This window comes from Pseudomonas halotolerans (genome assembly GCF_039581215.1).
GTDB lineage: Bacteria > Pseudomonadota > Gammaproteobacteria > Pseudomonadales > Pseudomonadaceae > Aquipseudomonas > Aquipseudomonas tehranensis.
Window position 1 is genome coordinate 135821 of the sequence record NZ_JBCNTJ010000009.1, and the last position, 17391, is coordinate 153211.

Sequence of the window (17391 nt, forward strand, 5' to 3'; positions counted from 1 at the left end):
TGGTCGAACCCCTTCGACCGCCGATCCTCACTGTCCCGCAGGGTCAGGCAGGGCAGTATCGGTGCCGAACTTATTGAGCACGGCCAGATAGACCAGGCCTGCGGCAATCCATATCAGGCCGAGCTTCTGCGCATCCACGCCCATGTTGTACATGATGGCCGCGACGATGGCGAAGCCGATCAAAGGGCAGACCAGGTGGCGAATCACCTGGCCGGACCGCTGGCGGCGCCAGTGATGGTTGATCACGGTGATATGCAACAACATGAAGCCGCTCAAGGCGCCGAAATTGACCAGGGAGGTCAGGGTGTCCACGGCATCGATGAACAGGTAGCAGATCAACAGCGACAGCACCGCTACCAGATAGATGCTCAAGTATGGGGTGTTATGTTTCGGATGGACCTTGGCCAGCACCTTGGGCAACTTGCCGTCCCGGGCCATGCCGAACAACAGGCGTGATACCGCCGCTTGCGAGGTGATCGCCACGGCCACGCCCCAGGCCAGCGCCGTGGCGACGGCGGTCAAAGTGGCCAGCCAACTGCCGGCCGCCAACTCGGCGATTTCATAAAACGCGGTATCGGCCGATTTGAAGCCCATGCCGGCCGCCAGGTCGGTGGCAATCCAGGTCTGCACGACGAAAATCACCCCCATCACCAGCAGCGTGATCAACGCTGCCTTGCCCACGCTGCGCCCCGGATCGTTCTTGATTTCTTCGGCCAGGGTGGAAATGGCATCGAAGCCCAGGAACGACAACACGGCGATGGACACCGCCTGCATCAACAGGGCGAAATCAAAACGCTCCGGGCTGTACAGCGGCGCCAGGGTCAGTTGGCCGTTACCGGCGCCACCCTGCAAGGCATTCCAGGCGTAGAACAGGAAGATGGCCAGCACCATCAGTTGTGCCAGCAGGAAAATGATGTTCATTCGTGCGGTGAAGGTGATGCCCCGCAGATTGACGAAGGTCGCGCTGACCAGGAATGCCAGAATGAAACCGACCTTGGGAACCTCCGGGTACAGGTGGTTCAGCGCCATGGCGGCGTAGACATAGAGCAGGGGCGGGATCAGCAGATAGTCCAGCAGCATCAGCCAACCAGCGATGAAGCCCACGTGTGGGTTAAGGCCCCGTTGCGCGTAGGAATAGACGGAGCCGGCCACCGGAAAAGCCCTGGCCATGCTGCCGTAGCTCAAGGCCGTGAACAGCATCGCCACCATGCCGATGATATACGCCAACGGCACCATCCCCGGCGCCTCGGCATTGACGTAGCCATACACGCCGAACGGTGCGATGGGGATCATGAAAATCATCCCGTACACCACCAGGTCCGTCAGCGACAGGCTGCGCTTCAACTCCTGTTTGTAGCCAAATGCCTCGATACTCATAAGCCGTTCTCCTTCTCAGCTGTGTGTGGGGGTGTTCTTGCTTGTCGCTCAAACCTTGTCGCTGCTTTCCTACAACAATGGCGCCAGGTAAGCACTCCAGGTTTGCACCGCTGTCGGGCTGCGTAGCAGGTCGTTGCGCACTTCGATCAACACCGAATCCAGACCGCGTCCATCGCCATGTACCGGAACCGTCATATCGGTCAAGGGGTTGATCTTGTATGGCTGGTTGCCGGCTACCCGCAGCGAGTGCCCGCTCAGGCCGTCGACGATGCGCTGGGCATAGTCCTTGGCTTCGCCGAACAGCACGCCGGCTTCCAGGGCGCGCGGTTGGCCGTAGAACACCGGCGTAAAACTGTGGATGCCCACCACCCGCACCGTCCGGTTGTCGGCCAGACGCTGGTCGATCAACGCTCGCAGTCGATCATGGAAGGGATGGAACAGGCACCGCTGGCGATATTCGCGGGTGGCCTCATCCAGCGACTGGTTGCCCGGAATCTGGTAGATCTCGCTCTGGGGCGGGATGCTGTCGGGTACGTGAAGCGGACGATTCAGGTCGATCAGCAGCCGTGAATAGGTCGCTGCCAGCAAGGTCGCTCCCAGGGTTTCGGACAGTCGTTCGGCCAGCGCCAGGGCGCCGATATCCCAGGCAATGTGCTCCTGGGCCGCGGTCTCATCCAGGCCAAGATCGTTCAACGCTGCGGGGATGAAACGGTCGGCGTGTTCGCACACCAGGATCAACGGGTGTTCGGCGTCTTCCCGGATCAAGCGATAGGCCGGCCCGGTATAAAGGCCCGATTCAGCACATTCAATAGATTCGCGCATAGTGCTCACACAGCTCGGCAGGTGACAGCGCCTGGGTCAAGGCCAGCTCCTGGGCCTTCAAGGCGAAATAGGTTTCGACCAGCGGGCCGGGCAGGGCTTCGAACAGCGCCCCGCTGTGGCGCAGGCAATCCAGCGCCTGGGCCAGGGTCGTCGGCAGGGCGATAATGCCACGGGCACGACGTTGTTCTTCGTTCAATTCATCGGGTATTTCATCGGTGACCGCCGTGAGCGCCAGCCGTTGCTCGATGCCCAGTCGCCCGGCGATCAACAGCGCCGCCAGCGCCAGGTGCGGCGAAGCGGTGCCATCCATGGCGCGAAATTCCAGGTTGTACTGGGTCGCCAGCGGTTTGCCGCTCACGCTTACCGTCGGGCAGATGCGCAGCGCCGCTTCGCGGTTACGTTGCCCCAGGCAGGCGTAGGAGGCGCTCCAGTGATGGGGTTGCAGACGTTCGTAGGACACTGGCGTCGGTGCGGTGATTGCGCACAGGGCGGGCAGGTAGTGCAGCACCCCGGCCGCCCAATGCTGGCCCAGGCCCGACAGGCCGTTGGCGCCGCCAGCATCATGCAGCACGGGGACGCCGTCCAGGTCTTGCAGACTCATGTGCAAATGCACGCCGTTGCACACGGCGTGTTCCGAAATCTTGGGGGCGAAACTCACCTCCAGGCCCATCTGCCGGGCGATCTCCCGGGTGATTTCCCGCACGTTCACCGCACGGTCGGCGGCGGCCACGCCCAGGGTCGGGCGGCAGGTGATTTCATACTGATGCTTGCCGTATTCCGGCAGGAACATTTCCGGTTCGACGCCGCCTGCCCGCAATGCGCTGAGCAACCAACCGGCAAACCCGGCCTGCTGGCGCTGGGCCTGAAGACTGAAGGCGAGGCGATCCGGTTGGGGGGAGGGGGTGTGGAGGCTGAATTCATGCTCGAACGCGGCGAACACCTGCAAGCCCAACTCGGCGCGATAACGTTGCACTTCGTCGTGCAGCAAGGTGCGAGGGCAAGCGGACCAGGGCCGACCGTCGGTTTCCCGCACATCGCAATGAATGAAATCCAGGGCGGGTGCCTGGGCATCCGGGCCATTGTCGACCGTTACCCGACTGGACAGGTCCGGGATCAGTCGCAGGTCGCCATAAGCCCCCCATGGGTTGGCCGATGCAATGATGTCCTGGGGCGTCAGCGCACTGTTGGCCGGCACCCAGCCACAACCGGCGTCGACGTAATGGGGCAGTTCATCACTGGGAAACGAGCGCCCACGGGTTACGCCGATCAGGTCGGTGCAGACCAGCGTGGACATGGGCAGCGGTGCCAGGGGTGTTCCGGGCTCGAGACGGCTCATGGCTGCATCTCCTGCAAACGACCCAGTACGGTGTCGGTATCGGTGATCCAGCAATAGCCTTTGATCGCGTTCAGGCAGGCCAGATGGCGTTGTTCGGTGTAAGTGGCGCACGCGTCTTCCACCAGTGTGACCAGATAGCCGCGGTCGGCGGCGTCGCGCACGGCCATGTCGACGCACTGGTCGGTGACGATACCGGCGATGATCAGATGACGGGTCTGCAGGTTGCGCAGCACGTAGTCGATGTTGGTGGAGTTGAAGACCCCCGAAGAGGTCTTGGGCAATACGATTTCGTTTTCCTGCGGCGTCAGCTCGGCAATGATTTGCGCTTGCGGGCTGCCCTTGGGCAGGTGCATGTCCGACAACTTGTGGTCCAGCGAGCGGTCGCGACCATCGGCGGTCAGGCTCTGTATGTGGGTGTGCAACACGTTTTGCCGCGCTGTACGCACCGCTTCGAGCAGGCGCTGCTGATTGGGAATCACCTGCTGGCGGGCACGGCGGATGAAATAGTCGGCCTCGGGCGTGACCAGGTGCGCATCGAATTGCGGTTCCAGCCAGGCGCGTTGCATGTCCACCAGCAACAGGGCCGTATGGTCACGGGTGAATGGCAAATCCCGAGGGGAGTGGTGGGGGAGCGAGAACATCCTTATTTTTCCTCCAGCAGGTGCGTGTTGAACTCCGTGCGCAAGGTGTCGATACCTTCCAGGCGCTCGGCCAGATCAGGGCATTGCAGGGTCAGGCAGGCGATAAGCGCTTCGACCTGGGCCAGCGCCGGCACCAGGCTGTCGAAGGCCGAGATCGATTCCACCGGAGCGCTGATGATCAGGTCGGCCAGTTCGCGTAGCGGTGAGGTGTAGACGTCGCTGAACAGTACGACCCGCGCATGGCGCGCCTTCGCCGCGCTGGCCACGCGTTGGGCCTGGGCCTGGTAGCGCCGATAATCGAAAATCAGCACCACGTCCTGGCGTTGCACGTCGAACAACCGATCGGGTAACTGAGCGTTGTCTTCCAGGGCAAAACAACCCGCACGCAGCAAGCGCAAGTGGTTGAGCAGGTATTGCGCAAGGAAGCTGCTGAAACGCCCGCCAAAACAATGCACCTGATGCCGGCTGTCGAGCAGCCATTGCACGAGAATACGCACGTCTTCGGGTTGAGTCAGGGCCTGGGTGTCGGTGAGGATACGCTGGCTGGTGGCCAGGTACTGGCTCCAGGTGTCGCCTTGCTGCAACTTGGCCCGCGGTTGCAACAGGGTGCGAGGGGAGCGCAGGCGATGGTCCATGTCACTGAGCAGCGCATCCTGGAATTCGGCATAACCGCCAAATCCGAGTTTTTTCACCAGCCGCACGATCGTCGGATCGCTGACGCCAGCATGATCGGCCAGACGCGACATCGGCCCCAGGCCGTTGCGCGGGTAATGATCAAGCAGGGCCCGTACGACCTTGCGTTCCGACGGCGTCAAAACCAGGCCCGGATCGGTCATCAGGTCTCTAAGAGGCGGCATCCGTGCTCCTTGCCTGGATGGGTGTTGGATTTCTTTCATAACTCCTGAAAATAGTATTTATGTAGCAGGTACTACATGTCCAGCGCTTTTTACGTTCTGTTTAAAATGCTCGAAAGTAGTGCGAAATCCTTGTAGGACGGGGACTTGATCACGTAGATCCGTTACGTCAGTTGATGCCTCTGACGATGTAAGACATAACGCCTTTTTGTCTCGGTTATTTGATTTCATATAAGGTGCTGTACAAGAAAAGCCTGCATATCGCCTCCATGAATCCCGTTCGATTACCTGAGTACCCCGCGTGCACGCCACTCGCCTGACCCTGATCTGCCATGCCCGCACCGTCGCCCAGAAACAGGCGCGTTTCGGCCTGGATGAACCGCTGGATGCAGCCTGGCTGGCCAAGCGCCCGGAGCCGGGGCACGGTTACCGAAATGTCCGGCAATGGTTCTGCGGGCCGGAGTTGCGCACCCGGCAGACTGCCGCCCTGTTCGGTGACGAGGCCCAGGTGGTCGCTGACTTGGCCGACTGCGATCTGGGACGCTGGCGTGGGTTGTCCATCGACGAGTTGCTCAAGGCTGAACCCAAACCACTGCAAGCCTGGCTTGACGATCCCGATGCCGCGCCCCATGGCGGCGAATCCGTCACCCGTTTGTGCCATCGTGTCGCAGCCTGGTTGGCGAGTCTGGAAGGCCGGTCGGGCCATCTGCTGGCCGTTACCCATCCGTTCGTGATCCGTGCGGCGCTGGTGACGGTGTTGCGCTGTCCGGCAGCCGCCTTCAACCGTATCGACATCGAACCGCTGTCCACTGTCGAGTTGCGTTTCAACGGGGTGTGGCGGTTGCGCACCCAGGGGGTCGGCCAGGAGTCACTCGAATGAAAAAACTGTCAGTCATCGGTATCGGTGCCGGCGATCCGGATTACCTGACCATCCAGGCGGTGAAGGCCTTGAATCGGGTGGATGTGTTCTTTCTCATGGACAAGGGGCCTGCCAAGCAGACGTTATTGGATCTGCGGCGGGAAATCTGCCAACGCTACATCGTTGATCGTACGTACCGTTTCGTCGAAGCCTACAGCCCCGAGCGACAACGCGACGACGTGGACTACGCCGCCAGTGTCGAAGATCTGAACCGGGCGAAGCAGGCCACCTTCGAGCGGTTGATCAATGATGAGTTGTCTGACGGGCAGTGCGGCGGTTTCCTGGTCTGGGGCGACCCGTCGTTGTACGACAGCACCGTGCGTATCTTGCAGTCAATCCTCGACGCGGGTCGCTGCGCCTTCGAATTCGAGGTGATTGCGGGCATCACCAGCGTCCAGGCCCTGGCGGCGCAACACAAGGTGCCATTGAACAGTATTGGTGGTTCGCTGGAGATCACCACCGGCCGCCGGTTGGCGGCGGGGCAGGTGGGTGACTCGGCAAGCGTGGTGGTGATGCTCGATGCCGACGATGCGTATCGTCAGGTGAACGAGCCTGATACGCATATTTACTGGGGGGCCTATGTGGGGACCCCGGATGAAATCCTCCTCGCCGGTCGGCTGGGGGATGTGGCTGATGACATCGAACGTGCCCGCAAGGCTGCGCGGCAGGCCAATGGGTGGATCATGGATACTTATTTGTTGCGCAAACCGTGATGGCTCAAATCCCAATGTTCGGCAGTTCCCGCGTCAGCTGACCGCCTTCGCCCCACGCCCAAACCGCTCCCGGTACACTGAGGGCGCCAGCCCCACCACGCTGCGAAATGCCACGCGAAAGCTTTCCACCGAGCGGTAACCGCACAACTGGGCGATGTTGTCGGTGTTGTCTTCGGTGCTTTCCAGCAGTTCACGCGCCCGGGCCAGACGCTCATGTTGCAGCCAGGCCTTGGGCGACAGGCCGCAGGCCTGGGTGAAGTGTCGCAAGAAGGTTCGCTCGCTCATGGCCGCCTGGCTGGCCAGTTCGCGCACACCGAGCGGCTCGTGCAGGCGTTCGCGGGCCCAGTGCATGACACCGGACAAATCGCTGCGTGGCGTGCGGCTGACCGGCGAAGGAATGAACTGCGCCTGGCCGCCCGTGCGTTGCGGTGACATCACCAGTCGCCGCGCCACGGTGTTGGCGACCTGAGTGCCGAAATCCCGCGCCACCAAGTGCAGGCAGGCATCAATGCCCGCAGCGCTACCGGCCGAGGTAATGACTTGCCCGGAATCCACGTACAGCACATCCGGGTCTACCAGGATGGCGGGAAAACTTTTGGCCAGTTCGTCGGTGTAGCGCCAGTGAGTGGTCGCGCCCAGCCCATCGAGCAACCCGGCGGCGGCCAGCACGAACGCCCCGGAGCAGATCGAGAGCAGGCGCGCGCCTCGGGCGTGAGCGCTGCGCAGAGCCTCAAGCAGCGCCGGCGGCGGTGGTTCGTCGCGACTGTGCCAGCCGGGCACCACGATGGTTCGCGCCGTTTGCAGCAGTTCCATGCCGCCATCGGCCAGGATCTGGAAGCCGCCCATGGCCCGCATCGGGCCGTCGTCAACGGCCACGATCCGGTGTTTGTACCAAGGGAAATCGAACTCAGGTCGGGCAAGGCCGAATATCTCGATGGCGATGCCGAATTCGAAGGTGCACAGGCCGTCGTAGGCGAGGATGGCGACCAGACCGGGATTGGGCGGCATATGGCGGAAAATTCCCACAGAGTGTCTTGTGCGCCACTGTAGCGGTAAGCATCGGCCGGATAAAGTCTGCTCACCCCCTCATTTGTCTGTGGAGTACACCCTCATGACCAGCCTGGTTCGCCAAGTGCCCGCCGCTCCGTCCGACGTTGCCCTGCAACATTTCAGCCGGCGTCTGACGTTCGAAACCGATTGCTCCGACGTCCACGCCAGCCAACAGGCGGGAGAAGTCGATTTTGTGCTGGTGGATGTGCGCGGGCCACTGGCTTTCGAGCGCGGACATGTGCCTGGGTCGATCAACCTGCCAACCCGCTCGCTGACCGCCCAGGCGCTGGCGGCTTACCCCAAGACCACGCTGTTCGTGGTTTATTGCGCGGGCCCGCACTGCAACGGCGCGAACAAAGCGGCAGTGCGTCTGGCGACCCTGGGTTATCCGGTCAAGGAAATGATTGGCGGTGTCATGGGCTGGCTGGACGAAGGCTTGCGCCTGAATGGTGCAGTGGAGTGTGTGCTGGACACGGCAGTCGGCTGCGATTGCTGATCCTTCCCAGCCAGTAGGATGCAATCCCTGTGACCCGGTTGTTTCTATAAATATTTGTCGCCTCAACACAATTCGCCTCCTGAGCGCCCCTCTAGACTGCCGGCCACTTCGGTTTTATTGACCGAACGCTGCCTAAACATCTGCCGATAACCTGCTAATAAAAAAACTGCGCCTCAGGAGCGAAAATGAACAAACTAGCAATGTTTGGTGCCCTGGCACTGTCCGTGTTGTCCTTGTCGGCCGTGGCCGAAGACGCCAAGCCGATCCGCCTCGGAATCGAAGCGGGATATCCCCCTTTCTCGATGAAAACCCCCGACGGCAAACTGACGGGTTTCGATGTTGATATCGGCGACGCGCTGTGCGAACAGATGAAGGTCAAGTGCACCTGGGTCGAGCAGGAATTTGACGGCCTGATTCCGGCGCTGAAAGTGAAGAAAATCGACGCGATCCTGTCGTCCATGACCATCACCGATGACCGTAAGAAGAACGTCGACTTCACCATCAAGTACTACCACACCCCGGCGCGTTTCGTGATGAAGGAAGGCAGCGACGTCAAGGATCCGCTGACCGAACTCAAGGGCAAGAAAGTCGGTGTACTGCGCGCCAGTACCCACGACCGTTTCGCCACCGAGGTGCTGGTGCCCGCCGGTATCAATCTGGTGCGCTACGGTTCCCAGCAGGAAGCCAACCTGGACATGGTCGCCGGTCGTCTCGACGCCATGCTCGCCGACTCGGTCAACCTCGACGACGGCTTCCTGAAAACGGATGCCGGCAAAGGTTTTGCCTTCGTGGGCCCGACCTATGAAGATGCCAAATACTTCGGTGGCGGTGCCGGCATTGCTGTGCGCAAGGGGGATAAGGCCCTGGCCGAAAAATTCAACGCTGCCATCACCGAAATCCGTGCCAACGGCACGTACAAGAAAGTGCAGGACAAGTACTTCGCTTTTGATGTCTACGGGCATTAATCGCTGAAACCAAGGTGGCCCGCCGTTGACCCGGTCGGCCACCTTTTTCATGGGCGAGTGTTTTACCCCGGCGCCCGTCGAAATACCGTTATTGGGAGTTCCTCATGCAACGTATCGACCATCCCCTGCCATGGAGCCACCTGGGCACCGAGCGCCGGCTCAGTGTGTTTCGTTACGGCCACGGTCCGCGCAAGGCGTATATCCAGGCCAGCCTGCACGCCGATGAATTGCCCGGCATGCGCACGGCATGGGAACTGAAGCAACGACTCAACGAGCTTGAGACCCAAGGCTTGCTCAACGGCGTGATCGAACTGGTGCCCGTGGCCAACCCCATCGGCCTGGACCAGCATGTGCAGAGTGCTCACCTGGGGCGTTTCGAACTGGGCAGTGGCAAGAACTTCAATCGTTCTTTCGTGGAACTCAGCGCACCGGTGGCACACCGCATCGGTGATCGCCTGGGCGACGACCCGGCCGCCAATATCACGCTGATCCGCCAGACCATGGTTCAGGTGCTGGATGATCTGCCGGCGCCGCCCTCACAACTCGAGGCCCTGCATCGCCTGCTGCTGCGCCATGCCTGCGACGCCGATGTCACCCTGGACCTGCATTGCGACTTCGAGGCGGCGATTCACTTGTACGCCTTGCCGCAACACTGGCCGCAGTGGCGCTCCCTGGCCGCGCGGTTGAAGGCGGGCGTGGCGTTGCTGTGCGAAGACTCTGGCGGCAGTTCGTTCGACGAGTCCTGTTCCTCACCCTGGCTACGCCTGGCCAAGGCCTACCCCGAGGCCGCGATCCCGCCGGCCAACCTGGCGACCACGCTGGAACTGGGTAGCATGGGCGACACCCGGGTGGATCAGGCCCAGGCCAATTGCGAAGCCATTCTCGGGTTCCTGGCCGAGCAGGGTTTCATCGGGGGGGACTGGCCGCCCGTGCCAGCGCAATGTTGTGAAGGTTTTCCGTTCGAAGGCACTGAGTACCTGTTTGCGCCGCATCATGGGGTGGTGAGCTTCCTGCGCGAGGCCGGTGAGTGGGTGGAGCAGGGCGATCCATTGTTCGAAGTGGTCGATCCGTTGAACGATCGGGTCACCACTGTACGGGCCGGCACCCGCGGCGTGTTGTTTGCCCTGGACCGTGGGCGCTATACCCAGCCTGGCATCTGGCAGGCGAAAGTTGCCGGACGAGAGCCGATTCGCGCGGGGAAATTGATCAACGACTGATAACTGCTGTCTACCTCAGCGCACGCTCGTTGCCGTGCGGCTATCGAATGATGGAGGAAGACTGATGTTCAAAGCGCTCGCCCTGTTGCTGTTGGTCGTGTCTTGCGGTGTGCAGGCTCAGCCTGCGCTGCACACCGATTTGCCCCTCAAGTACCTGGCCCACGCCGATGAGCAGGCCAGGAACCGGCCGCTGGTGATTTTCCTGCATGGCTCCGGCGGCAGCGAACAAGACCTGTTCGACCTCAAGGATGAACTGCCCAGTGACTACAACTACCTATCGGTACGAGCGCCCAAGACCGTGGAACGGGGCCAGTATCAATGGTTTGCCAAGAAGGGCGAGGGTGCCTACGACGGCGATACGGCGGACCTGAAAGCCAGCGGCCAGATGCTGTTGGATTTCATCGAGAAGGCCCGGGTCAAGTACCCGACCGATGCGAGCAACGTCTACCTGGTCGGTTTTAGCCAAGGCGCGATGATGAGTTACGAGGTCGCCTTGCGCCATCCCGAGGCCGTCGGTGGCATTGCCGCGCTGGGCGGGCGGGTGCTGTCAGTGCTGCGGGCCGAGCTGACCCCCGACGAGTCGCGTCGGACGCTGGCGGTGTTCATCGGTCATGGTACGGCGGATTCTGTGATCCCGTACCATGACGGCACCGAGGCCGACAGCTTTCTCAAGACCCTGGCCTTGGAGCCCGAATTCCATGCCTATCCGGGCGTTGGCCACAGCGTCAGTGCCATGCAGGTGCGGGATCTGCGCGCCTGGCTGGAGCGGCTTAATCCCTGATCAGTGACAGGGATCCTGAGTGTGCCACCGCCATCGCGAGCAGGCTCGCTCCCACAGGACCGGTGGCAATCCAGCATTTGAGCACCGCTCGGAAAAATGTGGGAGCGAGCTTGCTCGCGATGAAAACAACCCAGTCTATCGGGTCACTGACCCGCGACGATCTGCTTCACCAGTGCCTCATGCCCGGCCTTGTCGCTGGCCCGGGAAATGATCTGTACCACGGCCATACGCGTGCCGGAAGCACCCAGCAAGGTGGTATCGAGGGTAGGTCCACCGCCTTGGGTCGCGCGGGTATCGAGCTGGCGCAGACCCAGGCCGGTGCCTTTTTGGGTCAGGCTTTTCTCGCTCAGGATCTTGGCGTCCGGCAGAGCCTTGGTTTTCTGGACGGCGAAGTCGGCCATGGTGGCATCAAGGAATGTGCTGTCATCGTCCTTCACATTCGTGCCATCGATGATGGTGTTTTCAGCCGTGATCACCACGGTTTTGCTCGTGGCATTGCTGTACATCGTCCCCTTCGCCCCAGCCGTGCCCTGGGCGGCGTCGCCGGCCGGAAGCGGTGTCGCCGTGAACCCCTTGGGCAGGGTGAAGTTGAACTGGCCACTCAGCAGGGACACCTTTTGTGCCGGGGCTGCGCCGCCGGTTTTGGGCTGTGCGGCATAAGCAGGCATCACCATCAGGCAGGCGATGGCCGTCAGCGCCAGGGCAGTGGCTTGTTTTCTTACCATTGACATTGAAACGCTCCACAGAGGGGGGGCTTGAGCGCGATCATCCCATGGGCGTCCAACCGGCTCCAGCGCCGGTCACGAGTGCGCCACATCATTTGTGCGTGGAGCAGAGGCGCGCACCAGCAGGCGGCGGGTCACCAGCAGCATGACCACTGACACCGCGACACTCACGACAAAGGCCGGCATGCCGACAAGCGGCAAGGTGAGGGCCAGGGTCAGGCAAAACGCGGTGAAGCAATACATACCGGTGGCCGTGGCCCGCAGCAACGCGGCGGTGAAGGCCGCGCCCCGGGTTTGCTGGGAGAACACCGCCATGACGCTGCCCAGCACCGGGAACACCGCCAATAGCCCGCTCCAGCGTTCACCCACGGTGCTGGCCAGCAGCGTCACCGCGAGGGTCAACAGCGCGCCGGCGACCATGCGTAGCAGCAGTTTGTCGGATTTGGGCGCCGGACCGGTCATCACCGGTCGAACCGTCGGGAACAGATAAGGCGCGGCCAGTAACGCAACAATGGCGATCACGCTCGACAGCGGCAGCGAGGCCGGCAACCAGGACAGCACCATCGCCACCAGCGCCCAGACGCCCAACGCGATACCCAGCGCCCACGGCCAGTCACGATGTTGGGCGACCCGGGCGTACACCACGCAAAATGCAATCATTGCGAACATGGCCGACAGCGCCGCTGTGGCCGACTGAGCGGCAAATGCCTCGCCCTGTTCCAGGGCCAGGAACAACAGAATCGGACCCACCACCACCGGTAACCCCGACAGCCAACCGGCCACGCTCGGCCCCCAGCGCCTGCCGGCCAGGGAAATCAGCAGCAGGAAAGCGGGAATCACCAATAATTTGAGCAGCAGCACAGAGTTGTCCTTGTCAGGCGTCGGGCCGACACGTTAGCACCGACCTTCCAGTTTCAGCGATCCCAGTAGGGCACTTCGCCAAAGCACTGCAGAAAAAAGTCGATCACGGTACGCACTTTTACCGACAGACGTCGGCTGCCCGGCCAGAGAATGGCGATCTGTTGGGGCTCAAGGCTGTTGGAGGCTTCGTAGTCGCGCAATACCGGCACCAAGGTGCCGTTGCGCACGGCTTCGCCGATCAGCCACGACGGAAACATCACCAGCCCCAGGCCTTGTTCGGCCGCCTGGGTCAGGGTGTCGGCGTGGTTGCCGGTGATCGGCCCTTTGACGCTGTAGGGCGTCCAGGCCTGACCCGGACGGCGGAAAAACCAGCGCTGCTGGCCGGCCACACCCTTGTAGGCCAGACACTGATGGTTCGCCAGATCCTTTGGTTCGAACGGCGTGCCGTGACGGGCCAGGTAAGCGGGGCTGGCGGCGATCTGAAAGCGGTGAGGGGCGAGGATTCGCGCCTGCATGCCTGAATCGTGCAGCGGGCCGATGCGAAACAGCAGGTCCGCGCCTTCCTGCAGTGGGTCGACGTAGCTGTCGGTTTGCTGGATGTCCAGTTGCAGCTTCGGGTAGCGCTCACACAATGACCCCAGCCAAGGCGTCAGATGGCGCTGGCCGAACACCACCGGGGCATTGATCCGCACCAGTCCGGCCGGCTCACTGTGTTGCTCCTGCAGCGCCTGTTCGGCTTCTTCCAGTTGCACCAGCAACAGGCGTGCATGATGGCCCAGCAGGCGGCCCGCCTCGGTGGGCGAAACGGCGCGGGTGTGTCGATACAGCAACTGCTGGTTGAGGGCCTGTTCCATCAACTGGATTTGCCGGGAAATCGACGACGGCGCCAAGCCCTCGCGCCGGGCCACCTCCGAGAAGCTGCCGTGGTCGAGCACGGCGACAAACAATCGCAGGGCCTTGAAGCCGAGTTCATTGAGACCGTGCATGGACTGCTCCGCTGTGCGAGTTACGCAAAAGTGTTGTCGGGATGCTCCCATTTATCGCACAGCTGCGCCAGCCGATAATCCCGCTCATTGTTCTTCTCACAGGTTCTGATCATGCAAGCGTCTTCACTCAACGCCGCCGCTCCGGCGGCTGCCTCCAAACCCCGAGCGCTTTTGCGCTGGCTGTTATTGCCCCTGGTGATTCTGGCCGGCATGGGCCTGTCGGTCGAGGCCGGTCTGCTGGGGCCATTGGGGGTTCAAGTGGGGCATCTCTGGGCGACGCTGAGCATATTCGGCGTCGGTTCGGCGATTCTGTTTCTGCTGTTGCTGCTCAGTGGCCCGCAGCAGGGCCCCGCCTTGAATGAGTTGCCGCGCTGGCAATTGATCGGCGGTTTCCTGGGGCCGATCTATGTGGTGGTGCTGACGCTTGCCACGCCCCACATCGGCATTGCCATGACCATGGTCGCAATCCTTTCCGGGCAAGTGGGCAAAAGCGTGCTGATCGACCATTTCGGCTGGTTCGGCGCAACCCGCAAACGGGTCAACGGCGAGCGCTGGCTCGCCTTGGCGCTGATTGTCGTAGCCCTTGTCCTGATTGCCCGAGGTTGAACATGAATCTGTTTCTGCTATTGCTGCTGGTCGTTGTTGCCGGTGCGGTGTTGAGTGTGCAGGCGGCCATCAACGGTCGCCTGGGTCAGACGGTCGGTGTGCTGCGCAGCAGTCTGCTGACATTCGTGGTGGGGACGGTGATCACCGGGTTACTGATCGTGTTTTTTGAACCCGCTCACGCCGTCAGCTTGCTGGACGTGCCGAAATGGCAACTTGGCGGTGCCTTGTTTGGCGTGGTGTACATGATGGTCATGGTCGGCGCGGTGCCAAGGGTCGGCACCGCCGTGGCGACCGTGGCGGTGATCCTCGGGCAGTTGGCCATGGGCATGCTGATCGACAATTTCGGCTGGTTGGGCAACCCCGCTATGGCGTTGTCCGGGAACCGGGTACTGGCAATGGCCTGCCTGGCACTGGCGCTGGTGTTCATGTATCGCAGCAGTGCGCGGCAGGCCTGAGAACGGTCAGTCGGGCTCGACGTCCAGTTGCAGGCTGCCATCGTCCAGGCGCTTGGCAAGCCGGACAATACCGCCGATATGCCGGCCTTCAGTGCTGAAGACCACGACCTGGGCTTTTTCCAGATCATCCGGCAGTGGCGGCTGTACGTGGAGGGCGAACCACGGCGGTTCACCGTCATCCAGGCGTTGGACTTCGTAGCGGCAATCGACGCTTTTGGTCTGGCGGCCAAACAGCGTGTCGAGGCCATATTTAAGGTCGGTGCTGTCGTCGGCAGCAGGGGCGAGGGGCATCGGCGGTCTCCTGAGATGAGTGCTCGGCGGGTCTTCTAGTGATTCCTCTGCTGGGGGAAAATTCAATGGGTTCGCGTCGGCACAGAACCGGCGGCGTTGCTGCTAGAATCGCCCCCCTTGACTTACGAGAGGTATGCCCATGAGCGAGCCGATTCGCCTGACCCAGTACAGCCACGGCGCCGGTTGCGGCTGCAAGATTTCGCCACAGGTGCTGGAAGTGATCCTGGCCGGCAGCGGTGCGCAGAACCTTGACCCCAAGTTGTGGGTTGGCAATGCCTCCCGTGACGACGCCGCGGTGTACGCCATCGACGAGGAGCGTGGGGTGGTTTCCACCACCGATTTCTTCATGCCGATTGTCGACGATCCTTTTGATTTCGGTCGCATCGCTGCCACCAATGCCATCAGCGACATCTACGCCATGGGCGGTGATCCGTTGATGGCGATTGCGATTCTCGGCTGGCCGGTCAATGTGCTGGCCCCGGAAATCGCTCGTGAAGTGATTCGCGGCGGTCGTTCCGTGTGTGACGAGGCTGGCATTCCCCTGGCGGGCGGCCATTCGATCGACGCGCCGGAGCCGATTTTCGGCCTGGCGGTCACGGGCCTGGTGCAAAAGCGTCATATGAAGCGCAACGACACCGCCACTGCCGGTTGCCGCCTGTACCTGACCAAGCCTTTGGGCATCGGCATCCTCACCACCGCGGAAAAGAAAGGCAAGCTGCGCGCTGCCGATGTGGGCCTGGCCCGCGACTGGATGTGTACCCTCAACAAACCGGGCAGCCGCTTCGGCAAGCTCGACGGCGTGGCGGCGATGACCGACGTCACCGGTTTCGGCCTGCTCGGGCATCTGGTGGAAATGGCCGATGGCAGCCAGGTGACCGCACGTATCCGCTACGACGCGGTGCCGCGTCTGCCGGGCGTCGAGTATTACCTTGACCAGGGCTGCGTGCCGGGCGGTACGTTGCGCAACTACGACAGCTACGCCAGCAAGGTCGGGCGTCTGCAGGAACTGCACAAGCGAGTGCTGTGCGACCCGCAGACCAGCGGTGGCCTGCTGATCGCTGTCACGCCCGAGGGCAACGAAGCGTTTCTGGCGGTGGCCGCGCAACTGGGGCTTGCACTGGAGCCGATCGGTGAACTGGTCGAGCGACAGACCTGTGCGGTCGAGGTGTCTTGATGGCCAACGACCTCACCGATTACCGCGACATTTTTCTCAATGACCGGCCGATGATGGACACCCGTGCCCCCGTCGAATTTCTCAAGGGTGCATTCCCCGGCGTAGTCAATCTGCCGTTGATGACCGACATCGAACGGCAACGGATCGGCACCTGCTACAAGCAGCAGGGCCAGCAGGCGGCCATTGTCCTCGGGCATCAATTGGTGTCCGGCGATACCAAGGCGCAACGCATCCAGGCCTGGGCCGAGTTCGCAACGACCCATCCTGACGGCGTGTTGTATTGTTTCAGGGGGGGCTTGCGGTCACAGATTGTCCAGCAGTGGCTCAAGGACGAGGCGGGTATTGACTATCCCAGGGTCGGCGGTGGCTACAAGGCCATGCGTACATTCTTGCTCGACACCGTCGAGCAAGCGGTTGCCCAATGCGACCTGGTGTTACTGGGCGGCATGACCGGCACCGGCAAGACAGAAGTGTTGACTCAACTGGGCAACAGCCTGGATCTGGAGGGCTACGCCAACCATCGCGGCTCGAGCTTCGGCAAGCGCGCCACCGGGCAGCCTTCCAATATCGATTTCGAGAACCTGCTGGCGGTGGATGTGCTGAAAAAACGTGCCGCCGGTATCGAGCAATTCGTGCTGGAAGATGAAAGCCGCATGGTCGGCAGTTGCGCCTTGCCACTGCCTTTGTACCAGCGCATGCAACAGGTACCGATGGTCTGGCTTGAGGACAGCCTGGAGCGACGGGTCGAGCGGATCCTGCGCGATTACGTCATCAACCTGTGCGGCGAATTTGTCGCTGTGCATGGCGATGAAGGGTTCTCGCTGTTTTGCGAACGGTTGTTGGGCAGCCTCAACAACATCCACAAACGCCTGGGGGGCGACCGCCATCGACGTTTGCTTCAGATCATGGAAGCTGCCCTGGTCGAGCAGGCTTCCAGCGGCGCCGTCGACTTGCATCGCGGCTGGATCGAAGGCCTGTTGCGTGAATACTACGACCCGATGTATGTGTTCCAGCGCGAGAAGAAGGGCGGGCGGATCGAATTCGCGGGTGAGCAGGGCGCGGTGCTGGAATATCTGCGAGAGCGAGCGGCCCGCAAAGGATGATCGCTTCTTTCCAGACACA

General features: G+C 61.9%; 20 protein-coding genes. 10 read left to right on the top strand and 10 right to left on the bottom strand.

The window, feature by feature from the left end; translation table 11 throughout:
• Positions 1-27: 27 nt before the first annotated feature.
• The 5 genes from AAIS01_RS14520 to AAIS01_RS14540 form a co-directional block, all read right to left on the bottom strand.
• Entirely contained in the window at positions 28-1377 is a 1350-nt protein-coding gene (locus AAIS01_RS14520; protein ID WP_343469522.1) for an APC family permease, read from the bottom strand.
• A gap of 69 nt (positions 1378-1446) precedes the next feature.
• Positions 1447-2199, bottom strand: a complete 753-nt coding sequence (locus AAIS01_RS14525; RefSeq protein WP_343469523.1) for an N-formylglutamate amidohydrolase — start codon at positions 2197-2199, stop codon at positions 1447-1449.
• On the bottom strand, positions 2183-3535 hold the full coding sequence (locus AAIS01_RS14530; protein ID WP_343469524.1) for a type I glutamate--ammonia ligase: 1353 nt from the start codon (positions 3533-3535) through the stop codon (positions 2183-2185). Before AAIS01_RS14530 ends, AAIS01_RS14525 begins: the two co-directional genes overlap by 17 nt.
• Complete coding sequence (locus AAIS01_RS14535; RefSeq protein ID WP_343469525.1) at positions 3532-4176, bottom strand: cysteine hydrolase family protein; 645 nt, start codon at positions 4174-4176, stop codon at positions 3532-3534. Before AAIS01_RS14535 ends, AAIS01_RS14530 begins: the two co-directional genes overlap by 4 nt.
• A 2-nt stretch (positions 4177-4178) precedes the next feature.
• Positions 4179-5033 (bottom strand): MurR/RpiR family transcriptional regulator, encoded by an 855-nt coding sequence (locus AAIS01_RS14540; RefSeq protein WP_343469526.1) that lies wholly within the window; start codon positions 5031-5033, stop codon positions 4179-4181.
• A 298-nt stretch (positions 5034-5331) separates the two neighbouring features.
• Between AAIS01_RS14540 and AAIS01_RS14545 the strand changes: the two genes are divergently transcribed.
• The gene (locus AAIS01_RS14545) at positions 5332-5910 is read left to right on the top strand and encodes a histidine phosphatase family protein (RefSeq protein ID WP_343469527.1); all 579 of its coding nucleotides are present in this window, start codon (positions 5332-5334) and stop codon (positions 5908-5910) included.
• On the top strand, positions 5907-6662 hold the full coding sequence (cobF, locus tag AAIS01_RS14550) for a precorrin-6A synthase (deacetylating) (protein WP_343469528.1): 756 nt from the start codon (positions 5907-5909) through the stop codon (positions 6660-6662). The genes AAIS01_RS14545 and cobF overlap by 4 nt, the downstream gene beginning before the upstream one ends.
• Positions 6663-6695: 33 nt before the next feature.
• On the opposite strand, the gene ftrA is transcribed toward cobF, so the two are convergent.
• Entirely contained in the window at positions 6696-7670 is a 975-nt protein-coding gene (ftrA, locus tag AAIS01_RS14555) for a transcriptional regulator FtrA (RefSeq protein WP_343469529.1), read from the bottom strand.
• A 103-nt stretch (positions 7671-7773) separates the two neighbouring features.
• On the opposite strand from ftrA, the gene AAIS01_RS14560 reads away from it, so the two are divergent.
• From AAIS01_RS14560 to AAIS01_RS14575, 4 genes are all read left to right on the top strand, one after another.
• Entirely contained in the window at positions 7774-8208 is a 435-nt protein-coding gene (locus AAIS01_RS14560; RefSeq protein WP_343469530.1) for a rhodanese-like domain-containing protein, read from the top strand.
• Between the two features lie 185 nt (positions 8209-8393).
• Positions 8394-9173 carry an ABC transporter substrate-binding protein gene (locus AAIS01_RS14565; RefSeq protein WP_343469531.1) on the top strand — a complete coding sequence of 260 codons (780 nt, stop codon included), beginning with the start codon at positions 8394-8396 and terminating at the stop codon, positions 9171-9173.
• Between the two features lie 104 nt (positions 9174-9277).
• Complete coding sequence (locus AAIS01_RS14570; RefSeq protein WP_343469532.1) at positions 9278-10390, top strand: M14 family metallopeptidase; 1113 nt, start codon at positions 9278-9280, stop codon at positions 10388-10390.
• A 64-nt stretch (positions 10391-10454) separates the two neighbouring features.
• Positions 10455-11171 carry an alpha/beta hydrolase gene (locus AAIS01_RS14575; protein WP_343469533.1) on the top strand — a complete coding sequence of 239 codons (717 nt, stop codon included), beginning with the start codon at positions 10455-10457 and terminating at the stop codon, positions 11169-11171.
• Positions 11172-11314: 143 nt separating this feature from the next.
• On the opposite strand, the gene AAIS01_RS14580 is transcribed toward AAIS01_RS14575, so the two are convergent.
• The 3 genes from AAIS01_RS14580 to AAIS01_RS14590 all read right to left on the bottom strand — a co-directional run bounded on the left by AAIS01_RS14580 (position 11315) and on the right by AAIS01_RS14590 (position 13743).
• Positions 11315-11902, bottom strand: coding sequence for a DcrB/PsbP domain-containing protein (locus tag AAIS01_RS14580; protein WP_343469534.1), 588 nt, complete (start codon positions 11900-11902; stop codon positions 11315-11317).
• Positions 11903-11971: 69 nt separating this feature from the next.
• Positions 11972-12757: a hypothetical protein gene (locus tag AAIS01_RS14585; protein ID WP_343469535.1), complete on the bottom strand. Its 786-nt coding sequence runs from the start codon at positions 12755-12757 to the stop codon at positions 11972-11974.
• Between the two features lie 53 nt (positions 12758-12810).
• A complete protein-coding gene (locus tag AAIS01_RS14590) occupies positions 12811-13743 on the bottom strand; it encodes a LysR family transcriptional regulator (protein ID WP_343469536.1) in 933 nt (310 codons plus the stop codon).
• A 111-nt stretch (positions 13744-13854) separates the two neighbouring features.
• On the opposite strand from AAIS01_RS14590, the gene AAIS01_RS14595 reads away from it, so the two are divergent.
• Both AAIS01_RS14595 and AAIS01_RS14600 read left to right on the top strand, forming a co-directional pair.
• Entirely contained in the window at positions 13855-14349 is a 495-nt protein-coding gene (locus tag AAIS01_RS14595) for a DMT family transporter (RefSeq protein WP_047228444.1), read from the top strand.
• A gap of 2 nt (positions 14350-14351) precedes the next feature.
• Complete coding sequence (locus tag AAIS01_RS14600) at positions 14352-14804, top strand: DMT family transporter (RefSeq protein WP_343469537.1); 453 nt, start codon at positions 14352-14354, stop codon at positions 14802-14804.
• 6 nt (positions 14805-14810) lie between these two features.
• Here the strand turns inward: AAIS01_RS14600 and AAIS01_RS14605 are convergent, their stop codons facing one another.
• Positions 14811-15095 (bottom strand): hypothetical protein, encoded by a 285-nt coding sequence (locus AAIS01_RS14605; protein ID WP_343469538.1) that lies wholly within the window; start codon positions 15093-15095, stop codon positions 14811-14813.
• A gap of 139 nt (positions 15096-15234) precedes the next feature.
• On the opposite strand from AAIS01_RS14605, the gene selD reads away from it, so the two are divergent.
• Complete coding sequence (selD, locus tag AAIS01_RS14610) at positions 15235-16269, top strand: selenide, water dikinase SelD (RefSeq protein WP_343469539.1); 1035 nt, start codon at positions 15235-15237, stop codon at positions 16267-16269.
• Positions 16269-17372 carry a tRNA 2-selenouridine(34) synthase MnmH gene (gene mnmH / locus AAIS01_RS14615; protein ID WP_343469540.1) on the top strand — a complete coding sequence of 368 codons (1104 nt, stop codon included), beginning with the start codon at positions 16269-16271 and terminating at the stop codon, positions 17370-17372. Before selD ends, mnmH begins: the two co-directional genes overlap by 1 nt.
• Positions 17373-17391 lie beyond the last annotated feature (19 nt).